General features: G+C 64.3%; 22 protein-coding genes and 1 pseudogene. 9 read left to right on the forward strand and 14 right to left on the reverse strand.

Translation table 11 applies throughout. The features are described 5' to 3' along the window. From SE91_RS21700 to SE91_RS21735, 8 genes are all read right to left on the reverse strand, one after another. Positions 1–389 (reverse strand): SMP-30/gluconolactonase/LRE family protein (locus SE91_RS21700; RefSeq protein WP_197489496.1); only part of this gene is annotated, 389 nt, incomplete at its 3' end. A 226-nt stretch (positions 390–615) separates the two neighbouring features. Beyond that, a complete protein-coding gene (locus SE91_RS21705; RefSeq protein WP_061849045.1) occupies positions 616–3,318 on the reverse strand; it encodes a nitrate reductase in 2,703 nt (900 codons plus the stop codon). A 30-nt stretch (positions 3,319–3,348) separates the two neighbouring features. Beyond that, positions 3,349–4,566, reverse strand: coding sequence for an NAD(P)/FAD-dependent oxidoreductase (locus SE91_RS21710; protein WP_082813773.1), 1,218 nt, complete (start codon positions 4,564–4,566; stop codon positions 3,349–3,351). Between the two features lie 10 nt (positions 4,567–4,576). Then, positions 4,577–5,005, reverse strand: a complete 429-nt coding sequence (locus SE91_RS21715) for a globin family protein (RefSeq protein WP_061851234.1) — start codon at positions 5,003–5,005, stop codon at positions 4,577–4,579. Between the two features lie 121 nt (positions 5,006–5,126). Beyond that, the gene (locus SE91_RS21720; protein ID WP_061849047.1) at positions 5,127–6,506 is read right to left on the reverse strand and encodes an MFS transporter; all 1,380 of its coding nucleotides are present in this window, start codon (positions 6,504–6,506) and stop codon (positions 5,127–5,129) included. Positions 6,507–6,837: 331 nt separating this feature from the next. Beyond that, positions 6,838–7,632 (reverse strand): ABC transporter ATP-binding protein, encoded by a 795-nt coding sequence (locus SE91_RS21725; protein ID WP_060735432.1) that lies wholly within the window; start codon positions 7,630–7,632, stop codon positions 6,838–6,840. Between the two features lie 13 nt (positions 7,633–7,645). Further along, positions 7,646–8,542 carry a nitrate ABC transporter permease gene (gene ntrB / locus SE91_RS21730; protein ID WP_060735431.1) on the reverse strand — a complete coding sequence of 299 codons (897 nt, stop codon included), beginning with the start codon at positions 8,540–8,542 and terminating at the stop codon, positions 7,646–7,648. A gap of 60 nt (positions 8,543–8,602) precedes the next feature. Then, the gene (locus SE91_RS21735; RefSeq protein ID WP_061849048.1) at positions 8,603–9,925 is read right to left on the reverse strand and encodes a CmpA/NrtA family ABC transporter substrate-binding protein; all 1,323 of its coding nucleotides are present in this window, start codon (positions 9,923–9,925) and stop codon (positions 8,603–8,605) included. Between the two features lie 675 nt (positions 9,926–10,600). On the opposite strand from SE91_RS21735, the pseudogene SE91_RS21740 reads away from it, so the two are divergent. Then, positions 10,601–11,439 (forward strand): annotated as a pseudogene (locus tag SE91_RS21740) (formate/nitrite transporter family protein). Between the two features lie 60 nt (positions 11,440–11,499). Then, a complete protein-coding gene (locus SE91_RS21745) occupies positions 11,500–13,236 on the forward strand; it encodes a bifunctional protein-serine/threonine kinase/phosphatase (RefSeq protein ID WP_061849049.1) in 1,737 nt (578 codons plus the stop codon). 83 nt (positions 13,237–13,319) lie between these two features. On the opposite strand, the gene SE91_RS21750 is transcribed toward SE91_RS21745, so the two are convergent. Together SE91_RS21750 and SE91_RS21755 are read right to left on the reverse strand one after the other, a co-directional pair. Beyond that, a complete protein-coding gene (locus SE91_RS21750; RefSeq protein ID WP_061849050.1) occupies positions 13,320–13,793 on the reverse strand; it encodes an AtaL-like protein in 474 nt (157 codons plus the stop codon). A gap of 36 nt (positions 13,794–13,829) precedes the next feature. Beyond that, entirely contained in the window at positions 13,830–14,699 is an 870-nt protein-coding gene (locus SE91_RS21755; RefSeq protein WP_061849051.1) for an SDR family oxidoreductase, read from the reverse strand. A 104-nt stretch (positions 14,700–14,803) separates the two neighbouring features. Between SE91_RS21755 and SE91_RS21760 the strand changes: the two genes are divergently transcribed. Then, positions 14,804–15,697: a LysR family transcriptional regulator gene (locus SE91_RS21760; RefSeq protein WP_061849052.1), complete on the forward strand. Its 894-nt coding sequence runs from the start codon at positions 14,804–14,806 to the stop codon at positions 15,695–15,697. 24 nt (positions 15,698–15,721) lie between these two features. Here SE91_RS21760 and SE91_RS21765 read toward each other — a convergent pair whose 3' ends face one another. Continuing rightward, a complete protein-coding gene (locus SE91_RS21765; RefSeq protein ID WP_061849053.1) occupies positions 15,722–16,639 on the reverse strand; it encodes an intradiol ring-cleavage dioxygenase in 918 nt (305 codons plus the stop codon). A 173-nt stretch (positions 16,640–16,812) separates the two neighbouring features. On the opposite strand from SE91_RS21765, the gene SE91_RS21770 reads away from it, so the two are divergent. Next, complete coding sequence (locus SE91_RS21770; RefSeq protein WP_061849054.1) at positions 16,813–18,087, forward strand: serine hydrolase domain-containing protein; 1,275 nt, start codon at positions 16,813–16,815, stop codon at positions 18,085–18,087. A gap of 42 nt (positions 18,088–18,129) precedes the next feature. Here the strand turns inward: SE91_RS21770 and SE91_RS21775 are convergent, their stop codons facing one another. From SE91_RS21775 to SE91_RS21785, 3 genes are all read right to left on the reverse strand, one after another. Continuing rightward, on the reverse strand, positions 18,130–19,449 hold the full coding sequence (locus SE91_RS21775; protein WP_082813774.1) for a TRAP transporter large permease: 1,320 nt from the start codon (positions 19,447–19,449) through the stop codon (positions 18,130–18,132). After that, on the reverse strand, positions 19,446–19,958 hold the full coding sequence (locus SE91_RS21780; protein ID WP_061849056.1) for a TRAP transporter small permease: 513 nt from the start codon (positions 19,956–19,958) through the stop codon (positions 19,446–19,448). Before SE91_RS21780 ends, SE91_RS21775 begins: the two co-directional genes overlap by 4 nt. Positions 19,959–20,041: 83 nt before the next feature. After that, on the reverse strand, positions 20,042–21,040 hold the full coding sequence (locus SE91_RS21785) for a TRAP transporter substrate-binding protein (protein WP_061849057.1): 999 nt from the start codon (positions 21,038–21,040) through the stop codon (positions 20,042–20,044). A gap of 382 nt (positions 21,041–21,422) precedes the next feature. On the opposite strand from SE91_RS21785, the gene SE91_RS21790 reads away from it, so the two are divergent. The 5 genes from SE91_RS21790 to SE91_RS21810 all read left to right on the forward strand — a co-directional run bounded on the left by SE91_RS21790 (position 21,423) and on the right by SE91_RS21810 (position 26,767). After that, positions 21,423–22,880 (forward strand): sensor histidine kinase, encoded by a 1,458-nt coding sequence (locus SE91_RS21790; RefSeq protein WP_061851235.1) that lies wholly within the window; start codon positions 21,423–21,425, stop codon positions 22,878–22,880. A gap of 19 nt (positions 22,881–22,899) precedes the next feature. Beyond that, on the forward strand, positions 22,900–24,045 hold the full coding sequence (locus SE91_RS21795; RefSeq protein WP_061849058.1) for a mandelate racemase/muconate lactonizing enzyme family protein: 1,146 nt from the start codon (positions 22,900–22,902) through the stop codon (positions 24,043–24,045). A 183-nt stretch (positions 24,046–24,228) separates the two neighbouring features. Next, on the forward strand, positions 24,229–25,050 hold the full coding sequence (locus SE91_RS21800) for a FadR/GntR family transcriptional regulator (RefSeq protein WP_197489497.1): 822 nt from the start codon (positions 24,229–24,231) through the stop codon (positions 25,048–25,050). A gap of 92 nt (positions 25,051–25,142) precedes the next feature. Then, the gene (locus SE91_RS21805) at positions 25,143–25,964 is read left to right on the forward strand and encodes an ABC transporter permease (RefSeq protein WP_061849060.1); all 822 of its coding nucleotides are present in this window, start codon (positions 25,143–25,145) and stop codon (positions 25,962–25,964) included. Next, positions 25,961–26,767 carry an ABC transporter permease gene (locus SE91_RS21810; RefSeq protein WP_082813775.1) on the forward strand — a complete coding sequence of 269 codons (807 nt, stop codon included), beginning with the start codon at positions 25,961–25,963 and terminating at the stop codon, positions 26,765–26,767. The genes SE91_RS21805 and SE91_RS21810 overlap by 4 nt, the downstream gene beginning before the upstream one ends. The last annotated feature ends 32 nt before the right edge of the window (positions 26,768–26,799 follow it).

Consider the following 26,799-nt stretch of genomic DNA (forward strand, 5'->3'; position numbering starts at 1 on the left):
CAGCCGCGAAAGGATTCCGAATTACGTGCGGTCAGCACCGGCTTGACGCGGCCGGCTTCGGCGTCGAGCTCCATAATGCCGTGCATGTAATCGGCGACCAGGACGCGGCCGTCAGGCGCGATCTTCAGCCCGTTCGGCCAGCCCTCGTATTCGATGACCTGCGACCACTCGCCATCAGGCGCAATGCGGAAGATGCGGCCGAAGGGGATGTCGACGATGTAGAGATGGCCGTCCTTGTCGAAGGACGGCCCCTCGATGAAGCTGTCAGTGGCAATGCCAGGCCGGTTGGCATCGGCCCAATCCGTCCGCACGCCCTTGCGGCGGAACTTGTCGGGCATGGCGGAGAAAAGCTTGGTCTCGATCAGGCGCGGCGGCGTTTCCAGGTACATCGTTGTTTTTGTGGGCATGTCAGGGGAAGAGCGCGACAACATAGGGCACAATCGCGGTCGCGTCGATTGGGCCGACGGACGGCTCTTGCCCCACTGTCATTCCCCGCGAAGGCGGGGAATCCAGTACGCCACAGCTTCTCGGTGAACGACAGACGTCTCGGAATACTGGATCGCCCGGTCAAGCCGGGCGATGACAGCGGAGGATGTGGCGAGGACCGAACGTCGCCTACCCCACCGCGCCCGCGACCTTCGCCTGCTTCGCCGGCACCTCCGTCGTCGCGATCAACCGCTTCAGCTCGGGGATGCAGGAGCCGCAATTCGTGCCGGCCTTGAGCTTGGCGCCGATCTCGGCCGCCGACCGCGCGCCGCTCGCGATGGTGTCGCAGATGGTGCCGCGGCCGACGCCGAAGCAGGCGCAGACGATCGGCCCGGTCGAGGCCACACCCTCAGTCGACTTGCCCGACAGCAGCATGCGGCGTTGCTCGTCGGTGACGTGATCCGCCGCGAAGGCGCTCCTGACCACCTCCCAATCGCCGGCGTCATGCCCGGGGCCGACGAACAGGCAGGCCTCGATGCGATCGCCGACGAACGAAGCCGCGCGGTAGATGCCGCCGCCAAAATCGCGGTATTCGGCGACGTCCTCGCCGGTGACACCATCGAGCCAGGCCGGCCAGCGCGACAGATCGGCGTTGTCGGCGAACAGATAGCCGAAGCCGCCGGCGACCGTGACGCGGGTCCACAACAGGTTTGGCGGCAGATCGAGCTGCTTGCGCGAGAGTGCGAAACCGCGAAAGACGTATTCGTAAGGCGCGATCGCCGCCGGCGTCGCCTTCGATTCAGGCTGGCCCGAGAACGGATCGGTGAACGACTGGACCAGCGCCCCGACGCGGCCATGCGAAGCGTTCATCGCGCTCCAGTGAATCGGAACAAACAGCGCGCCGCGCTGCTGGCGGTCGCTGACGACAACCTTCAGGATGCACTGGCCGTAGTCGGTGGTGATGCGGGCATAGCCGTCATGGACGATGCCGTATCTGCTGGCATCGTCGGGATGGATCTCGACGAAGGGCTCGGGCAAATGCGCGCCCAGCCGCTGGCTGAGGCCGGTCCGCGTCATGGTGTGCCACTGGTCGCGAATGCGCCCGGTGTTGAGTCTGAGGGGACGCGAGGCGCCGGTCTCGCCGCGCAAGGCCGGCACCTCCGGCGCAATGAATCGGCCCTTGCCGTCATTGGTGAAGAAACCGCCTTGCGCGAAGAAGCGCGCGCCGGGCTCGCCGCCTTCGCGCGCCGGCCATTGCACCGGCTTCAGGGCATCGAAAGCTTCGTCGGACAGCGAGGTCAGAGCGCCAATGTCGAAGTCGCGGCTGCCATCGTTCTCGAAGGCCGAGAGCGATGCATGCTCGCGGAATATCTCGGCGGCGGATTTGTAGTTAAAACTGTCGCCGAAGCCGAGGCGCTTGGCGGTCTCGCTGAGGATCCACCAGTCAGGGCGCGCCTCGCCCGGCGCCGGCAGGAACGAGCGCTGGCGCGAGATCCGGCGTTCGGAATTGGTCACCGTGCCCGACTTCTCGCCCCAGGCCAGCGCCGGCAGCAGCACATGCGGGCCCGCGTACACCGTGTCGTTGGAGAGCACGTTTTCCGAGACAACGAACAGCTCGAGCTTCTTCAGCGCCTCGCGCACGAAATCGGCATCGGGCAGTGACACCGCCGGGTTGGTGCCCATCACCCAGAGCGCTTTGACCTCGCCGCGGTTGATCGCCTCGAACAATTGCACCGCCTTCAACCCTTCATGGGTCGCAATGCGCGGCGCCTTCCAAAAGCGCCGGACGCGATCGATGTCGGGCGGCGTGAAGCCCATATGGGCGGCGAGCATGTTCGCGAGGCCGCCGACCTCGCGGCCGCCCATCGCATTGGGCTGGCCGGTCAGCGAGAACGGCGAAGCGCCGGGCTTGCCGATGCGCCCCGTCGCGAGATGGCAATTCAGGATGGCATTGACCTTGTCGGTGCCCTGTGCCGATTGGTTGACGCCCTGCGAATAGAGCGTGACGACCCGCGGCGTGTCGCGGAACATCCTGAAGAAGGCCGCAACGTCCTGCTCGGACAAGCCCGTCGCCAGCGCGGTCGCACCGATGCTGCCGGCGATGCCGCGCGCGCGCGCCAGCGCGTCGTCGAAGCCAGACGTGTTGTTCGCGATGTAGTCCTGATCCAGCGCGCCATTGTCAGCGAGATGGACGAACAGGCCGGAGAACAACGCGGTGTCGGTGCCAGGCTTGAGCCCAAGGAACAGATCGACCTCATCGGCCGTGTCGGTGCGGCGCGGATCGATCACGACCATTCGCGCGCCGCGCTCGCCACGGTTCTTCAGCATGCGCTGGAACAGAACCGGGTGACACCAGGCTGCGTTCGAGCCGACGAAGACCAGCAGGTCGGCCTCGTCGAGATCCTCATAGCAGCCGGGTACCGTGTCGGCGCCGAAGGCGCGACGATGGCCGGCGACCGAGGACGACATGCAGAGGCGCGAATTGGTGTCGACATTGGCGGTGCCGACGAAGCCCTTCATCAGCTTGTTGGCAATGTAATAGTCCTCGGTCAGCAATTGACCGGAGAGATAGAACGCAACGGCGTCGGCGCCGTCGCGCGCCACGATATGCTGCATGCGCTGCGCGACGTGGTCGAGCGCGTCGCTCCAGGCGACGCGCTCCAGCACGCCCTTGCAGCGGATCATCGGATAAAGCAGACGACCTTCCAGTCCGACGGTCTCGCCGAGCGCGGAGCCCTTGGAGCACAGCCGGCCGAAATTGGCGGGATGATCAGGGTCGCCGGCGATGGCCGCCCCGCCCGTGCCGTCAGGCGTCGCCAGCACGCCGCAGCCGACGCCGCAATAGGGACAGGTCGTCTTGGTGGCGCGGAGGGTGGGATCGATCGCCGTCATATCGAGCTGCCTTGTCTCAAGCCGCCTCTATCAAGCCGCTTTGGAAGGACGCGCCAACGCGCGGCCGAACATCATGTCAGTGCGGATCGCCGCGACCTTGTCGCGATTGCGGATCAGTTCGAGGTACCAGAGCGCATCGACGGTATCGCCGATCAGCACCGCGCCGGCGAGCCGTCCGTCGGCGATCACGAGCTTCTTGTAGGTGCCGCGCCTGCGGTCTGACAGCACCAGGCTCTCGCTGCCCTCCCCGCCCATGAAGTCGCCCGCCGAGAATACGCTGACGCCGGAGACCTTGAGATTGGTCGAGACCACGCTTCCCTGATAGGCCGCGGGCCGGCCGGCCAGATGCCGCGCCAGCACGCGCGCCTGCTCATAGGCCGGCTCGACCAGGCCATAGCAGGTGCCGTGATGCTCGGCGCATTCGCCGAGCGCGAAGATATCCGATGAGGAGGTCTGCATCACGTCGTTGACGACGACACCGCGGTTGACCGCGATCCCCGCCTCTTTCGCAAGCGCAACGTTCGGCTTGATGCCTGCCGCGAAGATCACAGCGTCGGCCTCGATGCGGCTGCCATCGGCGAGCTCGACTGCCTCGACGTGGCCATCGCCATGAATGCGGGCGGTGGAGGCGTTGAGCTGGATGCGGATGCCCTTGCGCTCGACCAACGTCTTGAGCAGATCGGCGGCCGGCCCATCGAGCTGACGCTCCATCAGCCGGTCCATCAGATGCAGCAGGGTGACGGGCGCGCCGGCCTTGGCGAGGCCGTAGGCGGCTTCCAGGCCGAGCAGGCCGCCGCCGACCACGACGACGCGCTTCTTCGCGGCGGCGAGCGTCAGCAGCAGATCGACGTCGCGCGTATCGCGAAACGTGTGCACGCCGGCAAGGTCCGCGCCCGGCACGTTGAGTCGCAGCGGTGTCGATCCCGTGGCGAGCACGAGCTTGGAATATTCCATGCTCTCCTCGCCCGCGATCTTGAGCTCGCGGCGGCCGGTGTCGATCTCGGTGACGCGATAGCCATAGCGCACCGTGACGCCGCGGTGGCGCCACCAATCGGCCGGGCGCAGCTCGATCTCGTGCGACCCAGTTTCGCCGGCCAGCACGGAGGAGAGCAGCACGCGGTTGTAAGCGAGCCGCGGCTCTTCGCCGATCACGGCGACCGCGTAGCGGCCGAGCGCGGTCTTGGCGAGCTCGTCGACCAGGCGCGCGGCCGCCATACCGTTACCGACGATGACGAGCGGTTCACTCACGAGGCATCTCCTATTCAGCGGCCTGCGGCTGCGCGCCGTAGGCCTCGGACATCATGTAGCCGGACAGCACGCCGTAGGCGTCGGTCCAGGCCTTTGCGAGTTCGGGCGTCCAGGCCTCGCCAAGCCCCTTCTCCAGGGTCCACAGCAAGGTCGCCCCAACCACGGGGTAGTGCTCGGCCGTGGCGCCGTAGGCGACGTGGCGCTTGGCGAGCGCAGAGGCCGCGGGAAGAATCGAGTCCAGATTCGACAGGCCGCCGACCACGGCGGCGAGCATGCCCATCAGCTTCTTGCGCTGCTCGGTCATGTCCTCGGGAAACATAGCGCGCACGGACGGCGCCACCTCGAACAGGCGATCGTAGAACAGCACCGCGGCCTGCTCGGATATCGGCGCGACCTTGGAGAAGCTCTGCTGGATGAGGGCGATCTGTTCTGAAGTCATGATGTTTCCTGTCTGTTTCGGTCTGCCTTCGTCCGCGCCGTTGCGGACAAGGTTCATGGGTCAAACGTCATCAGAGGGACTTCTCCCCGCGTACGGGGAGAAGCGACATTCGTGCCAAGTGTCAGACTCGCGCCCCGGCAAGGCTGGAGGCGCCTTCGCCCTGCGGGCTGCGACGCAGGTAGAACCACCAGGTCAGGGCGAGACAGGAGGCGTAGAAGCCGAGATAGATCGCGAGCGCGAGCTGCGGTCCGCCTGTCATGGCGATCGACTTGCCGAACCCGGTCGGGATCAGATAGCCGCCGACCGCCCCGATCGCGCCAATGAAGCCGACTGCCGCGCCGCTCTCGATGCTCGCCGTCTTCAGCGCCAGCGCGCGCGCCGCATCGCCCTTGCCACGCACCTTGAACAGGTTCTCCTCGCGGAAGATCGAGGGGATCATGCGGTAGGTCGAGCCGTTGCCGATGCCCGTCGTCACGAACAGGATCAGGAACATCGACAGGAAGCCGATGAAATCCTTCTGCCCGACGAAGTAGAGCGCGCCGACGGTGGCGCCCGCCATCACAATGAAATTCCAGAAGGTGATGATCGAGCCGCCGATCTTGTCGGCAAGCCAGCCGCCGAGCGGACGCGACAGCGAGCCGACCAGCGGGCCGAGGAAGGCGATCGAGATCGTCACACTCGGGAACTGCGTCTTAAGCAGCAGCGGGAACGCGGCGGAGTAGCCGATGAAGGATCCGAACGTGCCGATATAGAGATTCGCCATGATCCAGGTGTGCTTGCGCTTGACGATCGCGAGCTGGTTCTTCACCGAGGACTTCGCCGTGGTGAGGTTGTTCATGAAGAACACCGCGCCGAACACGGCGATCGCGATCGGCAGCACCCACATCAGGCCGGCATTCTGGAGGAAGATGCCGTCGACGGGCGTCGCCTGGAACAGGTTGAAGACGGCCAGCGTCATCAGGATCGGGGTCAACAGCTGTACGCTGGAGACACCGATATTGCCGCCGGCGGCGTTGAGGCCGAGCGCCCACCCCTTCATCCGGTCGGGGAAGAAGAAGGAGATGTTGGTCATGCTGGAGGCGAAATTGCCGCCGCCGAGCCCGGCGGTCGAGGCAATCAGCAGCATCAGCCAGAACGGCGTGTCGGGCTGGCTCACGAAATAGGCCAGCGACAGCGTCGGAATGAACAGGATCGCCGCACTGAAGATGGTCCAGTTTCGGCCGCCGAACGTCGTCACCGCGAAGGTGTAGGGAAAGCGCATCAGGGCGCCGATCAGGCCCGGCACCGCGACGAGCTGGAACAGCTGGTCGGTGGTGTAGTGGAAGCCCGCCTGAGGCAGCTTGGTGGTGACGATGCTCCAGATCAGCCAGACCGAAAAGCCGATATGCTCGGCCACGATCGACCAGATCAGGTTGCGTCGCGCGATCGTCTTGCCGGTCGCATTCCAGAACGCCTCGTCCTCGGGGCGCCAGTCCGAAATCCAAGTTGGATTCTTCGTCATTGAATATCCCTTCCAGGCTCACCGCTGCGTCGTTGCAGGCTCAGCCCCGCATGGGGGCGCGCTCCGAGGCTTCACCCCGGTGGCGAGTTCACGATGCTGATTGATGATGTTGAGGGACGTCGTCGTTGGCGTCGCGCAGAGACATTTCAATTTCCGTGCCAGTTGCGCGCACGCTGGAAATACAGGGATTTCAGAACGTTATTCGTCTCGCCCGAATCTTTGGCAGGGCTTGTTCGCACGCTAAATTTGCGATTCGCTCAATCCTTGTGCGGCGCACAAGGATTGAGCGGTATGTCGATTATTTGGGCGAGCACGCGCGTTAACGCTTTCGTTACGCGGCCTCGACGAAGCGGTGACGTTCGTAGAGGAATTCGAGCACGCGCTGGCGGCACTTCAGATAAGTGGTGTTGGTGGCAAGCTCGAGCCGCTTGCGCGGCCGCGCCAGCGGCACGTCCAACACCTCGCCGATGCGCGCGCTCGGCCCATTCGTCATCATCACGATGCGATCGGAGAGGAGCACGGCCTCGTCGACGTCATGGGTGATCATCAGGATGGTATTGCCGAGCTTCTGATGCAGCGCCATCACGGAGTCCTGCAGATGCGCGCGGGTCAGTGCATCGAGCGCGCCGAACGGCTCGTCCAGCAGCAGCACCTTCGGCTCCATTGCCAGCGCCCGCGCGATGCCGACGCGCTGCTTCATGCCGCCGGAAATCTCCGATGGACGCTTGTCCCTGGCATGGGCCATCTGCACGAGGTTGAGATTGTGCATCACCCAGGCATCGCGCTCGGCACGGGATTTGGTCCTGGCGAAGACCTTGTCGACGCCGAGCTTAACGTTCTCGTAGACAGTCAGCCACGGCAACAGGCTGTGGTTCTGGAACACCACGGCACGATCCGGTCCCGGCGAGTTCACTTCGCGGTTTTCCAGCAGTACGCCGCCGGTGGTGGCATTGGTCAGGCCTGCGATGATGTTGAGCAGGGTCGACTTGCCGCAACCGGAATGGCCGATGATCGAGACGTATTCGCCCTTCTCGATCGTGAGATTGATCTCCTTGAGCACCTCCGTGGTGGCGGCGCCACGGGTGAAGACCTTGTCGATATGGTCGAGCTTCAGATAGGCGGTCATGTGCCCCTCTCCTTCAATTCTGCGCAGTGCCGCGGGTGACGAACTTGCCGAGGCCCGCGATCAGGCGGTCCAGCACGAAGCCGACGATGCCGACATAGAACAGCGCCAGGATGATCTCGCTGATATGCGAGGAGTTCCAGGCGTCCCAGATGAAGAAACCGATGCCGACGCCGCCGATCAGCATCTCGGCTGCGACGATCGCGAGCCAGGACAGGCCGATGCCGATGCGCAGGCCGGTGAAGATGTAGGGCGCGGCGGCCGGGATCATGATCTTGGAGAAGAACTCCAGCGGATTGAGCTGCACCACCGCGGCGACGTTGCGGTAATCCTGCGGGATGTTGCGGATGCCGACCGCGGTGTTGATGATGATCGGCCAGATCGAGGTGATGAAGATGACGAAGATCGCCGAGGGCTGGCCGTCGCGGAAGGCCGCGAGCGACAGCGGCAGCCAGGCCAGCGGCGGAATCGTGCGCAGCACCTGGAACAGCGGATCGAGCCCGCGCATCGCCCAGACCGACTGCCCGACCAGCACGCCGAGCGCGATGCCGGCGATCGCCGAGAGCGAATAGCCGAAAGCGACGCGCTGGAGGCTGGCGGATAGATGCCAGAATAGGCCCTTGTCGATGCCGCCATGGTCGAAGAACGGATCGAGGATCAGTTCTTTGGTGTCGCTGAAAACTTTCGACGGCGGCGGCAACGCCGAGCCGGCGCGGCGGCAGACCAGCTCCCATACCAGCGTCAGCAGCGCGATCACGACCAGCGGCGGGATAACGCGCACGGCCGTCTCCCGCGCCATGCGTGCGTAGGTTTCACTGCGCGGCGGACGCTTCGGCGTTAGCGCGACAACCGGCGCGGCGCTGGCCGCGGGCGTCGTAGTCTCAATCTCGATCTTGGCGGCAGTCATGTTCATCGCAATGTCTCTCCGGCTGCAAAGGACGATGCGGCCGCCCGGAGGCGGCCGCTGGCTCCATCAGACTTCGACGCGCTTGATCGCGAGCGATTTCAGATAGGCAGCCGGATTTTCGGGATCGAACACCTTGCCGTCGAAGAAGATCTCCTTGCCACGCGAGGTCGAAGTCGGGATCTCGGCAGCCGCGACGCCAAGCGTCTTGGCCGCATCGCGCCACATGTCCTCACGATTGACCTTGGCGATCAGCGCCTTGGTATCGAAGCCGGCCTCGTACTTGCCCCAGCGGATGTCCTCGGTGAGAAACCAGAGGTCGTGGCTCTGGAAGGGGTAGGAGGCGAAGTCGCGCCAATACTTCATGATGTGCGGCGAGTTCTCGACCACCTTGCCGGGGATGCCGTAGTCGAACTTGCCGGCGGTGCGGTCGAGCACGTCCTCGACCGGGCAGTTCATCCACTGCCGCTTGCCCATGATGGTGGCAAGCTCCGCCTTGTTCTCGGCCTTGTCGGCCCATTGCTGGGCCTCCATCACCGCCATCAACAGCGCCTTGGCTGCCTTGGGGTACTTGTCGACGAAGGCGGCGCGCATGCCGAATGATTTTTCCGGATGCTTGTTCCAGAGTTCGCCGGTGTTAACAGCGGTGTAGCCGATCTTTTGATGGATCAGCTGCAGATTCCAGGGCTCGCCGACACAGAAGCAGTCCATGGTGCCGACCTTCATGTTGGCCACCATTTGCGGCGGCGGCACCACGATGGTCTCGATGTCCTTGTCGGGATCGACGCCGCCGGCCGCGAGCCAATAGCGGATCCAGAGGTCATGCGTGCCGCCGGGAAAGGTCATCGCCGCCTTCACGGCCTTGCCGGACGCCTTCTTCTTGTCCAGCGCCGCCTTGAAGGGCGCTGCGTCGACGCCGAGCTTGAGATCGGCATATTCGTTGGCGACGGAGATGCACTGGCTGTCGAGATTGAGCCGCGCCAGGATGTACATCGGCGTCGGCTGGTTGTTCTGCGTCACCTTGCCGGCCGAGATCAGATACGGCATCGGAGTGAGGATGTGCGCGCCGTCGATGCCGTTGCCTTCGGAGCCGAGCACGAGGTTGTCGCGCGTGGTGCCCCAGGAGGCCTGCTTCTGCACGTCGACATCAGGCATGCCGTATTTGGCGAACAGGCCCTTGTCCTTGGCCACGAAGAGCGGGCCGGCGTCGCTCAGTGCGATGAAGCCGAGCTTGGCGCCCTTGACTTCGGGGCCAGCGTCCTGCGCGAAGGCGCCGGCGGGGAAATTCAGTTTTGCTGCGGCGAGAAGTGCGGCGGTCGAACCGGTGGCTTTCATCAATTGACGGCGGCTCAGGCCAGTCGATTCCGAGGGCCGGCGGGTGCGCTTGGTCATAGGCAGTGTCGTCCTTTGCATCGTTGCAGAATTGATTGGCGTCAGTGCACACGAGCAGCCCGTCCGTCCGGCGGCGCCGTCTTCGGCGCATGCGAACGCACGACGGGGGAGACCCCCGTCTGGTGGCGTCGGCAAGTCGGATGAGAAGTCTCGCGGGACGGCTTCAATGGCGTCGGCTGGAACTATTCAAGCTTCGTGCCAAGCCCGACGACGCACAAAAATCAATCCGATCAAACAATTATCGGAGCTGTGGCGGCTTGCCGCAGGGGCATCTCGCATCCGAAATTTGCGCGCTGCTCAATCTTTGCGCGCCGCACAAAGGTTGTGCAACAGCTCAATCAAAAGACCGGGGATCACGTCCGCGAAAATCGTGGCGTGACCCATCATACTGATCTCCCTAGACTTTTCTGAAAGGCGAAGGCGGCACGCAACTTGCTTCTGTTGAGGTGTCAACGACGACGGCGGCTTGCCGCATTGTTGCAGCCTCTGGCGGCTGCATTCCGGAAGCTCAAGTGCTCGCGGCCCTTTCGGGCTGAAGTCCTCGTGACGCGATTCATGGCTTCCAACTCTCCATAGCTCTCGTGCGCGGCAGGCCGGCGCGCACGGCCCAAGACGTTCAGCCGCGCTCTCTCGCGAGAGAGTGTCGATCTCACTTCGAAGCAAAAGGATCCATTGATGTCGTATCTCGCGCCTTCGGAATTCGTCACCAAGATGGTGGATGCAGGCGAGTCCAAGATCTTTATGTCCACCCGGGATACCATCATCCGCGCCTACATGGCCGGCGCCATCCTCACGCTCGCGGCATGGTTCGCCGTGACGATCAACGTCAACACCGGCCAGCCGCTGGTCGGCGCGCTCCTGTTTCCGGTCGGCTTCGTGATGCTGTACCTGCTGGGCTTCGATCTCCTGACCGGCGTGTTCGTGCTCTCGCCGCTCGCCCTGATCGACAAACGCCCCGGCGTCACGCTCGGCGGCGTGCTGCGCAACTGGGGCCTGGGTTCGTCGGCAATTTCGCCGGCGCCTTCACCGTCGCCTTCATGATGGCCTTCGTCACGACGTTCGGCTTCACCCAGGCTCCCGACAAGGTCGGCACCGCCATCGGAATCATCGGCGAAAGCCGCACGCTCGGGTACGCCGAGCACGGTGCGGCCGGCATGGCAACGCTGTTCATGCGCGGCATGCTCTGCAACTGGATGGTCTCGACCGGCGTCGTCGGCGCGATGATCTCGACCTCGGTGCCCGGAAAGGTCATCGCGATGTGGATGCCGATCCTGGTGTTCTTCTACATGGTGTTCGAGCATTCCGTCGTGAACATGTTCCTGTTCCCGTCGGGCCTGCTGCTCGGTGCGAAGTTCTCGATCATGGACTATCTGATCTGGAACGAGATCCCGACCGTGCTCGGCAACCTCGTCGGCGGCCTTGCCTTCACCGGCATGACTCTCTACGCGACGCACGTCATGACCAAGCCGAAGCGCCAGGTCGACAAGGTCGCGAAGCCCCGCGTTGCGGCCTGATCAAACACGTCTCGACAGAGGAGCCTCGCCCAGCCAGGGTGAGGCTCCTCTCTCCTGGTGATGACGATGAGCCCCGGTCTCTCGATTTCGGTCGGCCAGCATTCCGACAAGGGCCGCAAGCCCATCAACCAGGACTTTCACGGCGTCCTCATTCCCGAGGAGCCGCTGCTCAGCCTGAAGGGCATTGCCGCGGTCCTCGCCGACGGCATCTCCTCCAGCACGGTGAGCCAGATCGCCAGCGAGTCGGCGGTCAAGAGCTTCCTGATGGATTACTACTGCACGTCGGAATCCTGGACGGTGAAGACGTCCGCCCGCCGCGTGCTGGACGCGACCAATTCCTGGCTGCATGCGCAGACGCGCAAAAGCCAATACGCCTATGATCGCGACAAGGGCTATGTCTGCACGCTCAGCGCCATGGTCATCAAGGCGACCACCGCGCACATCTTCCATGTCGGCGATTGCCGCGTCTATCGCGTCGCCGGCAAGGCGCTCGAGCAGCTCACCGACGACCACCGCATCATCGTCTCCTCGGAGCAGACCTATCTCGGCCGCGCGCTCGGCATCAATCCGCAGCTCGAGATCGACTACCAGGCTTTGGAGATAGAGGCCGGCGACACCTTCCTGCTGACGACCGACGGCGCCTATGAATTCGTGGACGCGCGCTTCGTCACGAGCGCACTGAACGAGCATGCAGCCGAGCTCGACGGCGCGGCGAAGGCGATCGTCGAGGAAGCCTACCGGCGCGGCAGCGACGACAACATCACGGTCCAGATCCTGCGCATCGATGCGGTGCCCCAGCGCGAGCCGGCCGGCATCTTCAGTCAGACCTCGCAATTGCCGCTGCCCCCGCTGCCGGAGCCGCGCGCGATCTTCGACGGCTACCGGATCGTTCGCGAGATTCACGGCAGCAGCCGTAGCCACATCTATCTCGCCGTCGATGTGGAGACCGAGGAGCCGGTCGCGCTCAAGCTGCCGTCGGTCGATTTGCGCGACAATGCCGCCTATCTCAAGCGCTTCCTGATGGAGGAGTGGATCGCGCGCCGGATCGACAGTCCCCACGTCCTCAAGCCGCTGTCACAGTCGAAGCGGCGCAGCTACCTCTACGTTGCGACCGAGTACGTCGAGGGCCAGACCCTGAAGCAGTGGATGACCGACAATCCCCGCCCCGATCTCGAAACCGTCCGCGGCATCATCGAGCAGATCGCCGCGGGCCTGCGCGCCTTTCACCGCATGGAGATGCTGCATCAGGATCTCAGGCCCGACAACATCCTGATCGACAAGACAGGCACCGCCAAGATCATCGACTTCGGATCGGTCAGGGTCGCCGGCGTCGCGGAGGCCGCGCCTGGGGACGATGCTGACGATATCCTGGGAACGGTCCAGTACACCGCGCCGGAGTATTTTCTCGGCCAGGGCGGATCGCCCCGCTCCGACATGTTTTCGCTGGCCGTGATCTGCTACCAGATGCTGACGGGCAAGCTGCCCTACGGCACCCAGGTCGCCAAAATCCGCCGCAAGGCGGACGTGCGGAAGCTTCAATATCGCCCGGCCGACGACGACCGCAACGTGCCGGCCTGGGTCGATGGTGCGTTGAAGCGCGCGCTGCATCCCGATCCGTACAAGCGGCACGAGGATCTCTCGGAATTCGTCTTCGAGCTCCGCACGCCCAATCCGGCCTATCTCGATACGCGGTTCACGCCGCTACTGGAGCGCAGCCCGTTGATGTTCTGGAAGCTGACATCCGCCGCACTCGCCTGCGCGGTCGTGGTGCTGCTGGCGCTGCTGCACGCGCGCTGAGGAGTGGCGCGATCGCCCATGGACTCCGAATGCGGGGCCACCTCCGAAAAGGCGGCCCCGCCCGTAGATGGTCGTTGTGATGGTCAGAGCTTGCCTTCCGCGAGCAGCTCGCGGGTCCGTTTCAGCGTCGACAGCAGAGCGGCCCTGTAGCCCTCGTCGCTGTCGAACTTGGCCTGCTCGGCCTGCTCTTCGGGCCCGAACGGCGACTTGCCGCGCAGGCCGGTGTAGCAATAGAAACGCAATTGCAGCGCCCCCGTTTCGTCTTCGAAGAGCTCGTTGATGATCGCGCCTTCGCGTGGACCCGCGGCCTGGAAGAAGGTCACCTTGTGCTCCGGCTCGAAGCTAATGATCTCGCGCAGATCGTCGCCGGCGATCGTGGCTTCACGCACGATGTGCGTCGCGCTTTCCTCCACGACCTCGCAGCGGGTACAGAGCTTGGGCGGAAGGAACAGGCGGGCGTCGCGGGCCTTTAGAACCAGGCCTTGCCAGATCTGAGCGCGGGTCAAAGGCGCTTCGCCTTCCGGATTCACTAAAACGGTAGCGGTCGAATAGATCATTCTAGGACTCCTTTGTTGTCGGGATTGCGGAATGAGTTACGCCGGGGCCGCGACTTCGGAGACGAAGTCGCGATAGCAGCGCAAAGGCCGGCCCAGCAGCGTGGTCAGGCGCTCGACGTCGCCCGGCTCGGGAAGCATGCCGTCGGTGAGAAAGCGTTCGCTCATCAGCCGCATGTCGAAGGCCATCCAGCCCGGCATGAACTGCCTCAGATTCTTTTCGAAGCCGGCGGTGTCGTCGCCGGGATAGGCGATCGTGCGCCCCAGCACCTCGGACCAGACGGCGGCGGCCTTCGCACCGGTCAGCTCATCGGGACCGACGAGGTTGATGCGAGTGAACGGGAGCGCTGTGGCAGCCTGCTCGCGACGGATGAGTTCGATTGCGGCGACCTCGCCGATGTCGCGTGCGTCGATCATCGCGATGCCCTTGCTGCCGATCGGCATCGGGTAGACGCCATAACCGAGCGCCACGTCCTTGATCGTGAGATCGTTGTTCATGAAATAGGCCGGGCGCAGGATGGTGGCGTTGAAGCCCATCTGCTCGATCATGCGTTCGACACCGAACTTGCCGGCAAAGTGCGGCACGTTGACGTAGCGATCGCTATGGATCACCGACAGGTAGACGACTCGCTCGACGCCGGCATCGCGCGCCAGATTGAGCGCGACCAACGCCTGGGTGAATTCATCCGCGACGCCTCCGTTGAGCAGGAACAGGGTGGAGACGCCAGTGAAGGCGCCGCGCAACGCGTCGACGTCGAGGAGGACGCCCTGCACGACTGCAACCTCTGCAGGGAGGTTCGCCTTCGCGGGATCGCGGACGAGAGCACGCACATCGGCACCGCGATTGACGAGCTGTTCGATGACGTGGCGGCCGACGGTGCCGGTGGCACCGGTAACGAGGATGGTCATGGGGATCACTCCGGGTTGGTGTCAGAAGACACCTCGGAAATTAGTGATCCACATTCGGACCGATAGACGGTATATTTGGACGGACTGTCTCACTGGTGGAACATATGGACCTGCTTGCCCTGGCTGATTTCAATCTTGTCGCCCGCCATGGAGGGTTCGGACGCGCCGCGCGAGCTGCCGGACGTCCGAAAGCCACCCTGTCCCGCCGGGTCGCGGAGCTGGAAGCGGCACTCGATCTGCGCCTGTTCGAGCGGGGTGCGCGCGTCCTGAAGCTCACCCAGGAAGGACGCGCGCTTTACGAGCGCACCGGGACTTTGCTGACCGAGCTCGACGAAACGGCAGCAGCGATCGCTTCCGGCGGAGACAGGCCGCGCGGCAGGTTGCGCGTGAGTGCACCGTTGTTGTTCTCGCAGATCGCGATGGGGAAGTTAGCTGCCGCCTTCGCCCTGAAATACCCTGACGTCCGGCTGGAAGTGACGACGGAAGACCGGGCCGTCGACATGGTCGAGGAAGGTTATGACCTCGTCATTCGCGTGAGTCCCGATCCGGATGAAAGTCTCGTCGGTCGCATCTTCCTGCGCGACCGGCTGGTGGTCGTGGCCAGCCCCAGTCTGAAACGACCGGCGGGCAAGTCTGCTGTGCCCGCCGTCATCCGTGGCGCGAGTGACCAGAGCCTCGCCTGGGAGGTGACGAGGCCGGCCGGACGATCGCGCTTTGCAGTCGATCCTGTGCTTCGCTTGTCCTCACTGGTTATGGTCCGCGACGCGGTCAGGGCGGGCGTCGGCGCAGGACGCCTTCCATTGTCGCTCGTCAGTCAAGATCTAGCCGCCGGCACGTTGATCCATTGGGGCGATGTCGACGCACCTGAGATCACGCTGTGGACGCTCTACCCGTCGCGGCGCTTGTTGAGCGCACGCGTCTCCGCCTTCCTCGACTTTCTGAAGGAAGCCTTTCCCAAGGGCACGCCCGAGGAGCTGGCAGCCTATATCGGAAACTGAGCAGCTGCGCGCGCTCCGCGATCGTCACGCTGTCTCGGTCGCCTTCGTTCCCAGCGGCTTTGGCGCCATGCCACCGCCCGGCTTGAGGTGGAATTCGTAACTCATCAGGTGCCACTTCCCGTTCGCCTTAGTGCCGTCGGGCAGCACGGCGTCGTTGCGCGGCTCGACTTTGGCGATGAGGTCGTCCTTGACGCCGAACACGACGTCGGAATCCAGATATTTGTCGCCGTCCATGAAGACGTGAGTGATCAGCGGCTCGTAGCCCTTCGCATTGACCAGGAAGTGCACATGTGCCGGGCGCATCGGATGCCGCTTGGTCTGCACGATCATTTCGCCGACAGGGCCGTCGGTCGGGATCGGATAGCTGCACGGCAGGATGGTGCGGAAGAAGAAGCGGCCGTCCTCGTCGGTAATGAAACGCGCCCGCGCGGAAGCGCCGACCTCGTCGTAGTTCGGCTTCTGGGAATCGTAGGAGCCGTCATCATCGGCGTGCCAGACGTCGACGGGCACGCCCGCGAGCGGCTTGCCTTTGAGATCGGTGACGCGGCTCTGCACGAACATCCGCTCGCCGGTCTGGTTATTCGGTGAGATGTCCGTGCCGTGAGCGGTCACCTTGTGCTCGCCGACATAGAACGGGCCGAGCACGGTGGTCTGTGTCGCGCCCTCGCGGTCGCGATGGTTGACGGCATCGACCAGCATGGAGACACCGAGCACGTCCGAAAGCAGGATGAACTCCTGCCGCGTGTCGGTGCACTTCTGCCCGGTGCGGGTCAGGAAGTCGATGGCGTATTCCCACTCCTCGAAGGTGAGGCCGGTCTTGCTCACGTAATCGTGCAGCGACTTCACCAATTCCTGGAGCAGGAATTTTGCGCGCGGGTTCGGCGTCTGATCGAAGCTCCTAACGACGGCGTCGGTGAGTTCGGTCTCGTTGAACTGGGTCATGGTGCGTTTACCCCTGGTTTTTCTCGTTGGCCCCCAGGAATCCTTCGACCCCTTGGAGCATTCCAGGGTTGCAGCCTACACCAGCGAGCAGGCTCGCGTTAAGCGCGACCGCACTTGGAATGAGGCCGCCATTTCGGCTATCAACGCCTGAGAAAACTGCCCCGGAGGAACCGATGCTCGCCCCTACTCCTGCTTCGCCCGAATCCGTGGGCATGTCCAAGGCCGGACTCGACCGCGTGGATGCGCATCTGAAGAGCCGCTACATCGATGCCGGCCGCTTCCCCGGCGGGCATCTGCTGGTCTATCGCCGTGGCAAGGTCGCGCACAGCTCGGTTCAGGGCTTTGCCGATGTCGAGCGCAAGCTGCCGGTCAAGGACGACACCATCTACCGCATCTATTCCATGACCAAGCCGCTCACCAGCGTGGCCTTCATGATGCTGGTGGAGCAGGGCCTCGTCGCGATCGACGAGCCCGTGGCCAAATACATTCCGGAATGGAAGGATCTCGGCGTGTTCGTCGCCGGCACCTATCCGGCCTTCCTGACCCGGCCGCCGTCCCGGCCGATGCTGATCGTCGACCTCTTGCGCCACACCGCCGGCCTCACCTACGGCTTCCAGCAGCGCTCCAATGTCGATGCCGCCTACCGCGCCGAGAAGATCGGTGAGGTCGAGAAGTCGGGCACGCTCCAGACCATGATCGAGAGCCTGGCCAAGATCCCGCTGGAGTTTTCGCCGGGCGATGCCTGGAACTACTCGGTCGCAACCGACGTGCTCGGCTATCTCGTCGGCAAGATCTCGGGAATGCCGTTCGAGCAGTTCCTCAAAACGCGTATTCTCGATCCGCTCGGCATGACCGACACCGACTTCCACGTGCCGGCCTCGAAGGCGCATCGCTTCGCCGCCTGCTATTCCGCCGATCCCGGCGGCGGCATGACCTTCCATGCCGGCCAGCGGCGCGAGGGGCTGACTTTGCAGGACGACCCGACGACGAGTTCTTTCCTGTCGCCACCCTCCTTCATCTCGGGCGGCGGCGGCCTGTGCTCCACAGTCGCAGATTATCTCACCTTCTGCCGCGCGCTGCTCAACGGCGGCGAGCTCGGCGGCGTCAGGCTGATCGGGCCGAAAACGCTGGCGCTGATGACGAGCAACCATATTCCGGGCGGACGCGCCCTGCCGGAGGTGTCACGTTCGCTGTTCTCGGAAGCTGCCTATAACGGCATCGGCTTCGGCCTCGGCTTCGCCGTGACCATGCGCCCGGCCGAGACGCTGATCGCCGGCAGCCCGGGCGAATACAATTGGGGCGGCGCGGCCACGACCTCGTTCTGGATCGACCCGGCCGAAGAGCTGATCGCCATCTTCATGACGCAGGTGCTGCCATCGAGCGCCTACCCGATCCGGCGCGAGCTGCGCAGCATGGTCTACGCGGCGATCACCGAGAGCAATCTCTGACCAGCCAAATCGCCCCCGCGGCCGCCGGCCGCTGGGGCGCACTCATTTGAGCATTTCGGGCACAATCAGGCGCGGCAGAAACAGCGACACGCTCGGCCAGATGATGACGGCGGCCAGCACGAGCAGCATAGGGATCAGCATGATCACCGTGTCCTTCAGCGCATAGCGCAGCCGTACGCCTGCGATCGAACAGGCGATCATCAAACATAGACCATACGGCGGCGTAACCAGCCCGAAGGCCAGCGAGACGATGGAAATGATCGCGAACTGGACCGGATGGAGATCGACCGACTTGGCCAGCGGCTCCAGCACGGTGCCGACGATGATGATGGCCGGGATGGCGTCCAGGAAGCAGCCCACCACCAGAAAGCAGAAGGCGATGAAGAAGCCGGCGGTGACGGTGCCCATCCCCCATGTCGAGACGTTGGCCAGCAGCTCTTGCGGGATCTTGTAATAGGCCAGCAGCCAGCCGAACGCGCTCGCGGTCCCGACGCAGAACAGCGCCACGCCGGCAAGGCGCCCGGTGTCGAGCAACGCCTTGTACAATTCGCGTAGACCCGTCTCGCGGTAGAAGAACGCCGACAGCACGACGGAATAGAGCACCGCGACGCAGGCCGACTCGGTCGCGGTGAACCAGCCGAGCAGAATGCCGCCGACGATGATGAACGGCGTCATCATCGCCGGTATCGAGCGCCAGATGGCGCATCGCATGTCGACCCAGCTTGCCTTCGGGTAGGTCGGATAGCCGCGGCGCACGGCATAGACGTGCACCGTCGCCATCTGCGCGCCCGCGATCAACAGGCCCGGCACGATGCCGGCCAGATACATCGCCGCGATCGAGGTCGAGATCAGCCCGCCCCAGACGATCATGAGGATCGACGGCGGGATGATGACTGCAAGCACCGCGGAGACCGCGGTGATGGCGATGGAGAACGAGAGGTCGTAACCCTCCTTGGTTTGCGCATCGATGAAGATCTTGGACTGGCTCGCCGCATCTGCCGTGGAGGAGCCGGAGATGCCGGCAAAGAACACCGACAGCACGACGTTGATCTGCGCCAGGGATCCCGGCCAGTGCCCGACCATCGAGCGCGACAGCGAAACCAGGCGGTCGGTGATGCCGCCGATGCTCATCAGGTTGGCCGTCAGCAGGAAGAACGGCACCGCGAGCAGGATGAATGAATTGTAGGCGTTGAAAGTTTCCTGCGCGAGCATCATCAGCGACAAGCGCGGCTCGATCAGCAGGATCGGCACGCAAGCAAGGCCGAGCGCGAAGGCGACCGGCACGCGCACGATGAGCAGGCCGATGAAGACCCCGAACAGCACCATCGCGGCCTGTCCGGCGGAAAGCACATTGCCCATCACTTTGCCCCAACCAGAACGCGCACTTCATCAATGATCTGTTCACCCGCGAACACAATCCACGTCACGCCGGCCACAGGCCAGGCGACGTGAATCAGCCAAAGCGGCAGATCGGCCAGCTCCGACGTCCTGTTCCAGGCGAAGCGGGTGAACTCGATACCAGCCAATACGAACACAAGCGCCAGGGCCAGCACGCCGAGCCGAGCGAGAATTCGCACCGCAGCCTCCGACCGCCGCGACAGGTCCGGCCACACGTCGACCTCGAAATGCTGCGCCTCCCGCACACCGACCATGGCCCCGATCATGATCGTCCAGATGAACAGGAACCGCGCCATTTCCTCGGTCCAGATATAGGACGGGATAAAAGGCGTGTAGCGCGAGATGATCTGCAGCGTGACCGGGATGACCAGGATGCCGACACAGGCGGCCAGCAGAAATTCGAGCAATTTCGCATAGGCCGCCGTGACGCGACGCCACAGCGACGGTGTGGACGGGACGGGCATGTCAGACATTCGGGCTCCGTACGGCAGCGCATCCGCCAAGTCCGGGCAGGAAGCGGGGCCTGCCCGGAATGATGTCGGCGGCGAAAACGACCTCAGACGACGTTGATCTTCTCGAAAATGCCTTCCGCGCCGATTTCCTTGGCGTACGCGGCCATGACGGGGTCGGCGAGCTTCTTCATGGCGTCGCGCTCCTCGAAGGGAACGCGCTTGAGCTTGCCGGCCTTCTCGAGCGTGTCGAGCTTGACCACCTCTTCGCTCGATTCGAGCTGACGGCCGTAATCGCCGGCCTCCTTGCCCGCCTTCATGATCGCGTCCTGCAGATCCTTCGGCAGGGTCTTCAGCGTCTTCACCGAGAAGCAGATCGGCCGGATCGATACGGCGTGCTGGGTCAGGTTGAGATGCGGGGCGACTTCATAGAACTTCATCGCCTCGACGCCGGCCGCTTCGTTCTCGCCGGCCGATATCACCCCGTTCTGGATCGCATTGTAGACTTCGTTATAGGCGATCACCGTCGGGCTCATGCCGACCGCCGCGAAGGTCTTCGACCAGATCGGCGCGCCCTGCACGCGAACCTTGAGGCCCTTGAGATCGGCGAGATTCTTCAGCGGCTTGTTGGCGAAGATATTGCGGATGCCGCCGCCGGCGTAACCGATCAAAACGACCTCGGCCTTCGCCGCGACCTCATCGGCGACCGGCGCCAGGATATTGGCCTCGACGACCTTGTTCATGTGCTCGATGCCCTTGAACACGAAGGGCGCATCGATGAACGGGGCCGCCTTGGCGAAGGTCGACATGTGCGCCGGCGAGACGATGCCGTAATCGACCGCCTTGCCCTGCGACATGTACTCGAAATATTGCTTCTCGAGGCCGAGCGAAGAGTTCCGGTGCAGGGTGAAGTTGACGGGTTTGCCGTAATACTTCTTCACCAATTCCTCGAACCGGAGCAGTGCCCGGTTGAAGGCGTGGTCGTCGTTGAACTGGACCGCGCCGTTCAGCGTGACCGGCGTTTGCGCCCTGAGGATCGACGGCATGCCGATCGCAGCCGCCGCAGTGGTCGCCCCGATACCAGCGAGAAATGACCTTCGCTTCATCGTCTCCCCTCCCTTTGATGCTCCGCCCCTGTCGCCGGGGTGTGAGCGCAGCCGGTCTAGGGCCGGCGTTCGGGAAGGGTATGAAAAACTGCGTCGGGACGGAAGCCAAATTCCGACGTGTGGTCCGGGCAATGACGAGCCCGCCGCTGATACAGTTCGACGCAGGACCGCGCTCACGCCATCTATTGCAGTGCAACCGCCACCTCTTCGTCCCTCCTGCAGAGGGCCGCAGGGGATACGGTCCATGACCAATTGTGCAGTGGCACAATGGCCCTGCTCCTTTATGCTTCGTCCGTCCGGCGCCGTCGCGCCGGCGCCGGGATATCCACGTTTGTCCAAGCTCACCCTGCCCGTCCGGCTCGCTCTCCTGGTCACGGGGACGATGTTGCCGCTGATCGTCTTCGCGGTCGGCATCGTCTTCTACAATTACAAGCAGGACCGCAACGATGCGACCCGCCGCGTGCTGGAGAACGTGCGCAGCATGCGCCTTGTACTGGATTCCGAAGTGCAGCGGATGACCGGGGGCTTGCAGGTGCTGGCACTGACGAATTCGCTGCGCAACGACGACTTCGAGAACTTCCGCCGCATCGCGCTCGGCTTCGTCGAGCAGTATGGCAAAGGCGGTCTGGTGTTGATCTCCGACCGCAAGGGCCGGCTGTTGTTTTCCTCGGCCACGGAAGACACCGCAAGCCTGCCGCGCCGCGGGCATATCGAGATCATCGAAAGGGTGTTCGCGACGAGGTCGCCGCAATATTCCGATCTGTTCACCGGCGCGATCAATGGGCGGCAGGTGCTCACCGTCGAGGTCCCGGTATTTCGCGACGGCGAGGTGATCTACGACCTCGCCTTCAGCCCACCGATCCGCATCTTCCAGGAACTTGTGGAGAAGCAGCGGCCCGACCAGTTCTGGACGGTGTCTCTGCTCGATACCAAGGGCACCGTGTTCGCGCGTGTGCCGAACCCGGGCGAGACGATCGGCAAGCAGGCTTCCGGCGCGCTCTTTGATGCGATGTCTCGCTCCTCTGAAGCAGCCCTGTCGACCGTTTCGCTCGACGGGGTCGCGCTCTCCACCGCCTTCACCAGATCGCACCTGACCGGCTGGACGGTCGTGGCCGGGGTCGCCGAGAGCTCGCTGGTCGCGCCGCTCTGGCGCAATGTCGCCATCACCAGCCTGATTGGCGGCATCCTGCTGCTGACCGGCCTGACCTTCGCGGTCAGGATGGCGACCACGATCGCGCGCGGCGAGATGCTGCACAATCTCCTGATCGATGAGCTCAACCATCGCGTCAAGAACACGCTGGCCCTCATGCAGGCGATCGCGGTGCAGACCTTCCGCAGCGCCAGCCGCGACGAGCGGACGAAGTTCGAGGGACGGCTCAGTGCGCTGGCCGAAGCCCACAATCTGCTGAGCCAGGAGAAATGGGCGGGCTCGGAGCTGCGGGACGTGATCGCTCGCGCGCTTCAGCCGTTCCTGTTGAGCAATCCCGACCGCATCCGCTTGTCCGGTCCCGCCGTGCCGCTGTCGCCGCGGCTCGCCGTGGTGCTGTCGATGATCGTGCACGAGATCGCCACCAACGCCGCGAAGTACGGCGCGCTGTCGAGCGAGACCGGCCGGGTGACGCTGGACTGGGAGGTCATCACGGAGGCACCCAAGCCGCGGCTGCGGCTGATCTGGACCGAGATCGGCGGACCGCCGGTGACGGCCCCGGTGCGGCGCGGATTCGGCTCGCGCCTGATCGAGCGCAGCGCGCGCGACCAGCTCGGCGGCGAGGCGACCGTCGACTTCCTGCCGCGCGGCGTCGTCTGCACCGTGATCTGCACGTTGGACGAGACGCGGTGAACGGACGAAGGAATCGGCAATGAAGATCACCCGTGTGCGCACCCACATCCTCGAAGCCAAGCTGTCGCAGCCCTTTGCCTATTCGCGCGCCTGGTACGACACACGCACTGCCATGCTGGTCGAGATCGAGACCAACACAGGCCTGACCGGATGGGGTGAATGCTACGGACCGGCCAGGATGACCGCGGCAGTGGTGCAGAGCATCGCGCCTTGGCTGATCGGCGAGGATCCGCTGCGGACCGATGTGCTGTGGCAGATGATCTATGCCCGCTTGCGCGATCACGGCCAGAAGGGCGTCGTGATCCAGGGCTTGAGCGGCATCGACATCGCGCTATGGGACATCAAGGGCAAGCATTTTGGCGTGCCCGTGCACCAGCTCCTCGGCGGCGCGGCACGCAACGAGGTTGCGGCCTATGCGACCGGCCTCTACCGGCGCAAATCGGGTGACGCGCTGACGTATCTGCGGGAGGAAGCGGCTGGCTACGCCGCTGAAGGATTTCGCGCCGTCAAGCTGAAGGTCGGATTTGGCATCGACGAGGATGCCGCGGCCACACGCGCAGTCCGCGAGGCGATCGGCCCCGATGTTGCTTTGATGGTCGATGCGAACCATGCCTACGACGCCGTCGCCGCGATCCGGCTCGGCCGCCTGATCGAGCGCTACGACATCGCATGGTTCGAAGAGCCGGTGCCACCGGAAGATATTGCGGGCTATCGCGCGGTGAGATCCGCGCTGACGATCCCCATCGCCGGCGGCGAGTGCGAGTTCACGCGTTTCGGCTTCCGCGATCTATTCGCCGCGCACGCGCTGGACATCGCTCAACCCGACACCTGCGCGGCCGGCGGTCTTTCCGAATACAAGAAGATTGCCGACATGAGCGAAGCGTTCGGCATCCGCTACAACCCGCATGTCTGGGGCACCGGGATTGCGATCGCCGCCTCGCTCCAACTCCTCGCCGTGCTGCCCTCGCACACGCCGACCTCGCTGGCGCCGCTCGCGCCGATGCTCGAGTTCGACCGCACCGAGCACCCGATCCGGCAGATGATCCTGAAGCAGCCGATCGAGCATGCGAGGGGATTGGTGCGGGTGCCGGAGGGGCCGGGACTCGGGGTCGATGTCAATCGCGAGGCGCTGGCAAGGTTCGCCGCAAATGACCTCGGACATTGAAGCAATCGTCCTGCTCCTGGTTCGGCCAAGCCGTCGCGGCTGAATATCGCAATGCAACATGCCCCGCCTGCGACAATTGCGCTCGCTTCTCCCAATCATCCGATGTTAAACATCGGATGATTGTCGCCCACGCGACAGGAGATAAGAATAGGCCTACACAAGCCGGCCGGGAGAGAAGTGCGGGTGGCAAGAGCGCGGCCGAAGCCAGCTGACAAGTTGATCAAGCCCGGCCGCATTCGCGCCGTGCTGACGACGCTCGGCCGCGAGATTGCCCAGGATCTCATTCCCGTCGGGACGACCCTGCCGCCGGAGCCGGAGCTCGAGACCCGTTTCGGCGCCGGACGCGGCGTGGTGCGCGAGGCGATCAAGTCGCTCGCCGCCAAAGGTCTCGTCAGCGTAAGGCCTCGCCACGGCACGCAGGTGCTGCCGCGCCACGAATGGAGCCTGCTCGATCGCGACGTGCTGAGCTGGCTCGTCGGCCAGGACGAACCGGATCGGGACCTCCTACTGGCGATCCAGGAGGTGCGCTCGATCATCGAGCCCGCCGCCGCAGCCCTTGCCGCCGAACGCGCCACCAAGAACGACCTTTGGCGGATCGATACGGCGCTCGCCGCAATGCAGACCGCAAAGGACCAGGCCAGCGCCCTCGCCGCCGACAAGGCTTTCCATCTTGCCATCCTGGATGCGACCCACAATCCCGTCCTCCAGGGCTTCCGCGGCGCAATCGATACCATCCTCAGCACCGTCTTCACCGTCGCTGTCGGAGGTCCCGGCGGCTGGTTCAGGGACAATCTGCCGAACCACATTACGGCGGCGCGGGCCATCGCGAGCGGCAAACCGGAAAAGGCGCGCGCCGCGATGGAACGCCTGCTCGGCTACACGCGATTGAAGCTCTCGAACCGGAAGACGGTCATCGCCGCGGCAAATCGCAAGACGGACGGATCGGCCGTGCGCACGGCCAGGAAGGCGAGCGTCAGTGGCAGGAGAAAACGTCGTCGACCGTGACATGGAAGGTCTGCGCGACATCGTCGCGGTGTTGGGAATAACGATCAGCGTGAAATGCCGGAACAGGCATAGCTGAACGTCAGGGAGGTCAAATGCAGGTGACGGGCAGTGTAAAAGGCCGATCGTCGCGACTGGTCCGCAGCGTCAATTCGCTGGCGGGAGCTGCGATGTTCGTCGCGCCGCTGCTTGCGCTGGTCGCGATCTGGGCCATCGTCGTCCCGCTGTTCAACGTCAATCCGCGCGTGTTCCCCTCGGTCGGTGCGGTCGGCGGGGCTGCGATGGAGTCGATCCGCGACGGCACGTTGTTCGCCCATGTCGGCGCCAGCCTGGTGCGCGTCGGCCTCGGCACGTTGATCGGCATCCTCACGGCCGTGCCGCTCGGCATCGCCATGGGCGTGAGCCCGACGGTTGCAGCCTTCCTGACGCCGCTGTTCCGCTTCTTCTCGGTGCTCGCAGGCATCGCCTGGATCCCGATCGCGACCTTGTGGTTCGGTTATGGCTTCGGCGCGATCGTCTTCGTGATCTTCAACGCCGTTTTCTTCGTCGTCGCCTACAACACGCTGCTCGGCGTCCGGACCATTCCGCACACATTGCGCAATGCTGCCGCCGCGCTCGGTGCGGGACGCTGGGCGCTGCTGACCGAGGTGCTGCTGCCGGGGGCGCTGCCCAACATCGTCACCGGCATCCGCACCGGCCTCGGCTTTGCCTGGCGCGGCCTGATCGCCGCCGAGATGATCGCGACCAATGTCGGGCTCGGCTATATGCTGTTCGTCGCACGCGATTTCTACCGCACCGAGGTGATCGTGTTCGGCATGATCGTGATCGGCGTGCTCTGGCTTCTGATTGACCGTCTGCTGCTGGTTCCGCTGGAGCGCGCGACCATCGAACGATGGGGAATGGTGAGGCGCGCATGAATTTGATGCTGCAAATCCGGGCCGGCTACGCCCGCCTGACCCGGCGCTGGCCGGGGCTCGCCGCGATCATTCCCTTCATCCCGGTGCTGGCGCTGTGGACGGCCGTCAGCGAGGCCGGCTTGTTTCCGCGCGCATTCTTCCCGGGACCCGCCGATGTCGTACGTGCCTTCTTCACGCTGACCTACAAGGGCATTCTGCCCGATTATCTCCAGGACAGCCTGATACGCCTCGCGACGGGCGCGGCTGTCGGTATGGCGATCGGCATTCCCTTAGGCGTCCTGATCGGCACCAGTCGCTGGGCCCACCGCATCTGCTGGCCGGTGCTGCTGTTCTTCCAGGCCATCGGGGACATTGCCTGGCTGCCGATCCTCCTGATCTGGTTCGGCTTCGGACTGACGACGATGACCTTCGTCATCGTCTACACCGTGCTGTTCCCCGTGGTGCTCAACACCGTGCTCGGCGTTGAATCCGTGCCGCGCGACCTGTCGCGCGCCGCCCTGAGCCTCGGTGCCCCGCGGGCGCGCGTGCTCTGGGAGGTGACGCTGCCGGGCGCGCTGCCCAACATCATCACCGGCCTGCGCAACGGCTTGGGCTATGGCTGGCGCGCGCTGATCGCGGTCGAGATGATCGTCGGCACGTCGGGCATCGGCTTCATGATGTTCGACGCCCGCCGCGCCGGCTCGACCGTCGAGATCCTGCTCGGCATGATCATTCTCGGATTGCTCTGGTACATCGTCGATGCCTGGATTCTCGCGCCGCTCGAGCGCGCGACGGGCCAGCGCTGGGGATTGGTGACATCATGAAGACGCTCTCGCTGCGCAATCTCGGCAAGACC

This window comes from Bradyrhizobium sp. DOA1 (genome assembly GCF_001593325.1).
Lineage (GTDB): Bacteria > Pseudomonadota > Alphaproteobacteria > Rhizobiales > Xanthobacteraceae > Bradyrhizobium.

What these genes read in the sequence shown, in the direction of transcription:
- SE91_RS21750 (WP_061849050.1), bottom strand. Translation starts at nt 13,793, where the DNA reads ATGATCTATTCGACCGCTACCGTTTTAGTGAATCCGGAAGGCGAAGCG.
- SE91_RS21765 (WP_061849053.1), bottom strand. Translation starts at nt 16,639, where the DNA reads ATGACCCAGTTCAACGAGACCGAACTCACCGACGCCGTCGTTAGGAGC.
- SE91_RS21715 (WP_061851234.1), bottom strand. Translation starts at nt 5,005, where the DNA reads ATGACTTCAGAACAGATCGCCCTCATCCAGCAGAGCTTCTCCAAGGTC.
- SE91_RS21805 (WP_061849060.1), top strand. Translation starts at nt 25,143, where the DNA reads ATGCAGGTGACGGGCAGTGTAAAAGGCCGATCGTCGCGACTGGTCCGC.
- SE91_RS21760 (WP_061849052.1), top strand. Translation starts at nt 14,804, where the DNA reads ATGGACCTGCTTGCCCTGGCTGATTTCAATCTTGTCGCCCGCCATGGA.
- SE91_RS21780 (WP_061849056.1), bottom strand. Translation starts at nt 19,958, where the DNA reads ATGTCTGACATGCCCGTCCCGTCCACACCGTCGCTGTGGCGTCGCGTC.
- SE91_RS21790 (WP_061851235.1), top strand. Translation starts at nt 21,423, where the DNA reads ATGTTGCCGCTGATCGTCTTCGCGGTCGGCATCGTCTTCTACAATTAC.
- SE91_RS21770 (WP_061849054.1), top strand. Translation starts at nt 16,813, where the DNA reads ATGCTCGCCCCTACTCCTGCTTCGCCCGAATCCGTGGGCATGTCCAAG.
- SE91_RS21735 (WP_061849048.1), bottom strand. Translation starts at nt 9,925, where the DNA reads ATGACCAAGCGCACCCGCCGGCCCTCGGAATCGACTGGCCTGAGCCGC.
- ntrB (WP_060735431.1), bottom strand. Translation starts at nt 8,542, where the DNA reads ATGAACATGACTGCCGCCAAGATCGAGATTGAGACTACGACGCCCGCG.
- SE91_RS21745 (WP_061849049.1), top strand. Translation starts at nt 11,500, where the DNA reads ATGACGATGAGCCCCGGTCTCTCGATTTCGGTCGGCCAGCATTCCGAC.
- SE91_RS21795 (WP_061849058.1), top strand. Translation starts at nt 22,900, where the DNA reads ATGAAGATCACCCGTGTGCGCACCCACATCCTCGAAGCCAAGCTGTCG.
- SE91_RS21810 (WP_082813775.1), top strand. Translation starts at nt 25,961, where the DNA reads ATGAATTTGATGCTGCAAATCCGGGCCGGCTACGCCCGCCTGACCCGG.
- SE91_RS21785 (WP_061849057.1), bottom strand. Translation starts at nt 21,040, where the DNA reads ATGAAGCGAAGGTCATTTCTCGCTGGTATCGGGGCGACCACTGCGGCG.
- SE91_RS21725 (WP_060735432.1), bottom strand. Translation starts at nt 7,632, where the DNA reads ATGACCGCCTATCTGAAGCTCGACCATATCGACAAGGTCTTCACCCGT.
- SE91_RS21720 (WP_061849047.1), bottom strand. Translation starts at nt 6,506, where the DNA reads ATGACGAAGAATCCAACTTGGATTTCGGACTGGCGCCCCGAGGACGAG.
- SE91_RS21705 (WP_061849045.1), bottom strand. Translation starts at nt 3,318, where the DNA reads ATGACGGCGATCGATCCCACCCTCCGCGCCACCAAGACGACCTGTCCC.
- SE91_RS21755 (WP_061849051.1), bottom strand. Translation starts at nt 14,699, where the DNA reads ATGACCATCCTCGTTACCGGTGCCACCGGCACCGTCGGCCGCCACGTC.